Origin of the sequence: Pseudoalteromonas sp. TB25, assembly GCF_000497995.1 — a bacterium.
GTDB classification, from domain to species: domain Bacteria; phylum Pseudomonadota; class Gammaproteobacteria; order Enterobacterales; family Alteromonadaceae; genus Pseudoalteromonas; species Pseudoalteromonas distincta.
The window spans coordinates 1-5,159 of the sequence record NZ_AUTI01000398.1; the positions used below are offsets into that span (position 1 = coordinate 1).

A 5,159-nucleotide genomic window follows, 5' to 3' on the forward strand; every position below is an offset into this window, starting at 1 on the left:
GCAAGCCAAAGACCAAATCGACGCGAAAGAGAAGCTTAAATGTATAGATGGCTAAAGTAAACTGGTATTGTTATTATTATTAAATTAAAAGGTCACCTGACTATTGCATGACTTTTAGATAATATCTATAAAGCAACGCGATTTTCAGCGATTAATATTTATCCAACTGCATAAAAATACCCACCTGCGTATTTTGCAATGTCCGGATATATAGCTAATAAACGGATTCAAATTAAATTAGGTAAAAACCATGACTACAAATCGAATAGGTGTTTTTGGTGCTAACGGCAGAATGGGCTTAGCCCTATTAGAAGCCGCGACAATTAAAGAGCAAACACAACTTACAGGCGCATATGTTCGTAGTGGTTCATCGCTATTGGGCATTAATGTAAATCAAGTAAATAGCGCANGATAACAGTGTTAGCTTTAGCGACGAAAGTACAATAGATGATGTAGATGTTTTAATCGACTTTACGCTGCCAGCGGGTATGAAAAACCATTTAAAAACAGCTGTTGCACAAAAAATCCCTATGGTAATTGGCACAACAGGTTTAACAAATGATGATATGGCGCTATTACACGATGCCGCTAAACATATCCCTATTGTATTTGCGCGAAATTACAGCGTAGGTGTCAATGTATTACTTAACCTTGTGCAAACTGCAGCGACTAAATTTGGTGACGATTTAGATATCGAAATATTTGAAGCGCATCACCGTCATAAAATAGATGCACCATCGGGTACTGCACTGGCAATAGGTGAGTCAATCGCGCAAGCGAAAGGCTGGGATCACGACGAGGTTGCGGTATATGACCGAAGCCAAGTAGAAACAGCGAAATCTCAAAATGAGATTGGTTATTCTGTCCTAAGAGGGGGCGATATAGTAGGTGAACATACCGCATACTTCGCTACAATGGGCGAAAGGCTTGAATTAACACATAAAGCAAGTTCGAGAATGACGTTCGCTCTAGGTGCTATAAGGGCTGCAAGCTGGTTAAAAAACAAACCTGCTGGACTTTATGATATGCAAGATGTGCTAGATCTTAAGTAGTTTAGTTGCTATTTTAACTGTTTGGGTCTAATTTCACCTACAGTGACTTATTTGTAACAATTAACCAAATAATGTTAGACCTAAATAGCAACTTCATGTAATATGCAGCCAATTTGCCAAAAATTACTAAATGCGTGTTTCCAATTATACCCAAGTGGCTAGTAAATCCAGGGTTTCAGTGGGAATGAAAATAGTTTTAGGCAAGAAAAATGATTGAAGGTTGAATGCTTTACATCTGCATCATTTAAGACTGCGTAAAACAATTTAAGCTCACAAAAATCTGGTTTTGACGATCCCTCTGGGTATTGGCGGGGTGTTAGGCAATTGCTTACTCCCGTTTTTTACTGTTAGGAGGTTTAACTTGACTAAATCCGCTCTGTTAGTCCTAGAAGACGGCACAGTGTTTCGCGGTACTGCAATCGGCGCTGACGGCATGTCAGTCGGTGAAGTGGTATTCAATACGTCTATGACTGGTTATCAAGAAATTTTGACTGATCCATCATACGCGGAACAAATCGTAACTTTGACGTACCCACATATCGGTAATACGGGTACCAACAGCGAAGACGAAGAAGCGAATCAAATTTGGGCTAAAGGCCTAGTGATCCGTGATTTGCCACTGCTAGCAAGTAACTTTCGTAACGAGCAATCGTTAGATGATTACTTAAAAGAACGTAATATTTTAGGTATTGCGGACATCGACACCAGAAAGCTAACTCGAATTTTGCGTGATAAAGGCGCACAAAACGGGTGTATTGTTGCCGGTGACGAGCTAGACGAAAATAAAGCGTTACAAGCCGCGCAAGCCTTCCCGGGCTTAAAAGGTATGGATTTAGCAAAAGTTGTCTCAACCAAGGAAAATTTTGAGTGGCGCGAATCAAGCTGGACATTAGGTGAAGGATTTAAAACCCTTGACGCTGCTGATGAAAAGTTTCATGTTGTTGCCTACGACTTCGGTGTAAAACGTAATATTTTACGTATGCTTGTAGACCGTGGTTGTAAACTTACAGTAGTACCAGCGCAAACTTCAGCCGCTGACGTACTTGCTTTAAACCCTGATGGTATCTTCTTATCTAATGGCCCTGGTGATCCTGAGCCTTGTACTTACGCTATTGAAGCCATTCAAGCCTTTTTAGAAACCGACACACCTATTTTTGGTATCTGTTTAGGTCATCAGTTATTAGCCCTTGCCTCAGGTGCTAAAACAGAAAAAATGAAATTTGGCCACCACGGTGGTAACCACCCAGTTAAAGACCTAGACCGTAATGTAGTTATGATCACAGCTCAAAACCATGGTTTTGCAGCTCAAGAATCAAGCCTACCAAGTACGCTTCGTGCCACGCATAAATCGTTATTTGATGGAACGCTTCAAGGTATTCATCGTACTGATAAGCCTGCGTTTAGCTTCCAGGGTCACCCTGAAGCAAGTCCAGGTCCACACGATGCAGCACCATTATTTGACCACTTCATCGATTTGATGCAAGCGCGTAAACACTAATTTAACTGGAGTAATAATGCCAAAACGTACCGACATAAAAAGCATTCTTATCTTAGGCGCAGGCCCAATTGTAATTGGTCAAGCTTGTGAATTTGACTACTCTGGTGCTCAAGCGTGTAAAGCACTTAGAGAAGAAGGCTATAGAGTTATATTAGTTAACTCAAACCCTGCAACTATCATGACCGATCCTGAAATGGCCGATGCTACCTACATCGAACCAATTCACTGGGAAGTGGTAGAAAAAATTATTGAAAAAGAAAAGCCAGATGCAGTACTGCCTACAATGGGTGGTCAAACAGCATTAAACTGTGCACTTGATTTAGACAAGCACGGTGTATTGGCTAAGCACGGCGTTGAGCTAATTGGCGCAACGGCGGATGCAATCGACAAAGCAGAAAACCGTGAACGCTTTGACGTAGCAATGAAAAACATTGGCCTTGAATGTCCTCGTGCTGAAATTGCTCACTCAATGGAAGAAGCTAAAGATACAATGAGCCGAATTGGCTTACCATGTATCATTCGTCCTTCTTTCACCATGGGTGGCACCGGTGGCGGTGTTGCTTACAACATGGAAGAGTTTGAAGAAATTTGTGAACGTGGTTTAGACTTATCACCAACAAACGAATTATTGATTGATGAATCACTGATTGGTTGGAAAGAGTACGAAACAGAAGTTGTACGTGATAAAAACGATAACTGTATTATTGTTTGTACCATTGAAAACTTTGACCCTATGGGTGTTCACACTGGCGATTCAATCACCGTTGCACCAGCGCAAACGCTAACCGACAAAGAATACCAAATTATGCGTAACGCCTCTATGGCGGTATTACGTGAAATTGGTGTAGAAACTGGCGGTTCTAACGTGCAGTTTGGTATTAATCCTGAAGATGGCCGTATGGTTATCATTGAGATGAACCCACGCGTATCACGTTCATCTGCACTTGCATCAAAAGCAACGGGTTTCCCAATTGCTAAAATTGCTGCAAAGCTAGCAGTAGGTTACACGCTTGACGAGCTTCAAAACGATATTACTGGCGGTAAAACTCCAGCATCTTTTGAGCCTTCAATCGATTACGTTGTAACAAAAATTCCTCGCTTTAACTTTGAAAAATTTGCCGGTGCTAACGACCGCTTAACTACGCAAATGAAATCAGTTGGCGAAGTAATGGCGATTGGTCGTAACCAACAAGAATCATTACACAAAGCATTACGTGGTCTTGAAGTGGGCGCAACAGGTTTTAACCCAATAGTTGCACTTGATGACCCTAAAGCTAAAGAAAAAATCATCCGCGAATTACGTGAGCCAGGTGCTGAGCGTATCTGGTACATTGCCGATGCAATGCGCCATGGTATGAGCGTTGATGATGTTTATGAGCTGACTAAAGTTAATCGCTGGTTCTTAGTACAAATAGAAGATATTTTAAAAGACGAAGCAAAAATTGGTGAAGTAGGTATGGCTGGTTTAAATGCCGACTTCCTACGTAAACTTAAACGCAAAGGTTTCGCAGATCCACGTATAGCTGAAATTGCTGGTGTATCTGAAGCTGAAATTCGTAAAAAACGTCACCTATTAAACATCGTGCCAGTATACAAGCGTGTTGATACGTGCGCCGCAGAATTTAGCTCAGACACAGCTTACATGTACTCATCTTACGATGAAGAGTGTGAAGCAAACCCAACAGATAAAGACAAAATCATGGTTATTGGTGGCGGTCCTAACCGTATCGGCCAAGGTATTGAATTTGATTACTGTTGTGTACATGCCTCGCTTGCGCTTCGCGAAGACGGTTATGAAACAATTATGGTTAACTGTAACCCTGAAACGGTTTCTACCGATTACGATACATCTGATAGACTATACTTTGAGCCAATTACACTTGAAGACGTACTCGAAATCGTACGTGTTGAAAAGCCAAAAGGCGTTATCGTGCAGTACGGTGGTCAAACACCACTTAAATTAGCACGTGAGCTTGAAGCGAATGGTGTGCCAGTAATTGGTACTTCACCTGATGCGATTGACCGTGCAGAAGATCGCGAACGTTTCCAACAACTTGTTGAGCGTTTGAACTTACTTCAGCCAGAAAATGCAACAGTAACTTCAACTGAAGAAGCACTACTTAAATCAGTCGAAATTGGTTTTCCACTCGTTGTACGTCCGTCGTATGTACTAGGTGGTCGTGCAATGGAAATTGTATACGATGAAGACGATTTACGTCGCTACATGACTGAAGCTGTATCTGCATCAAACGAAGCACCTGTATTACTGGACCGTTTCTTAGATAACGCAATTGAAGTTGACGTTGACGCAATTTGCGACGGTGAGCAAGTAATTATTGGCGGTATCATGGAGCACATTGAGCAAGCCGGTGTTCACTCTGGTGACTCAGCATGTTCATTACCAGCACATTCTTTATCGCAAGAAGTGCAAGATGTAATGCGCAAGCAAGTAACCGATATGGCGCTTGAGCTTGGTGTTGTTGGCTTAATGAATACACAGTTTGCTGTAAAAGATGGCAAAGTGTACTTAATTGAAGTTAACCCGCGTGCCGCACGTACTGTACCGTTTGTATCAAAAGCAACCGGTGTAGCGCTTGCAAAAGTGGCGG

At 41.8% G+C, this 5,159-nt stretch carries 2 protein-coding genes and 1 pseudogene; all 3 read left to right on the plus strand.

Annotation, left to right across the window (positions count from 1 at the left end; translation table 11 throughout):
* Nucleotides 1–250 precede the first annotated feature (250 nt).
* A pseudogene (dapB, locus tag L652_RS01000000124055) lies at nt 251–1,052 on the plus strand (4-hydroxy-tetrahydrodipicolinate reductase).
* Nucleotides 1,053–1,413: 361 nt separating this feature from the next.
* Nucleotides 1,414–2,550 (plus strand): glutamine-hydrolyzing carbamoyl-phosphate synthase small subunit, encoded by a 1,137-nt coding sequence (carA, locus tag L652_RS0117700; RefSeq protein ID WP_004335400.1) that lies wholly within the window; start codon nt 1,414–1,416, stop codon nt 2,548–2,550.
* Nucleotides 2,551–2,566: 16 nt separating this feature from the next.
* A partial coding sequence (carB, locus tag L652_RS0117705; protein WP_024603583.1) for a carbamoyl-phosphate synthase large subunit occupies nt 2,567–5,159 on the plus strand: 2,593 nt, incomplete at its 3' end.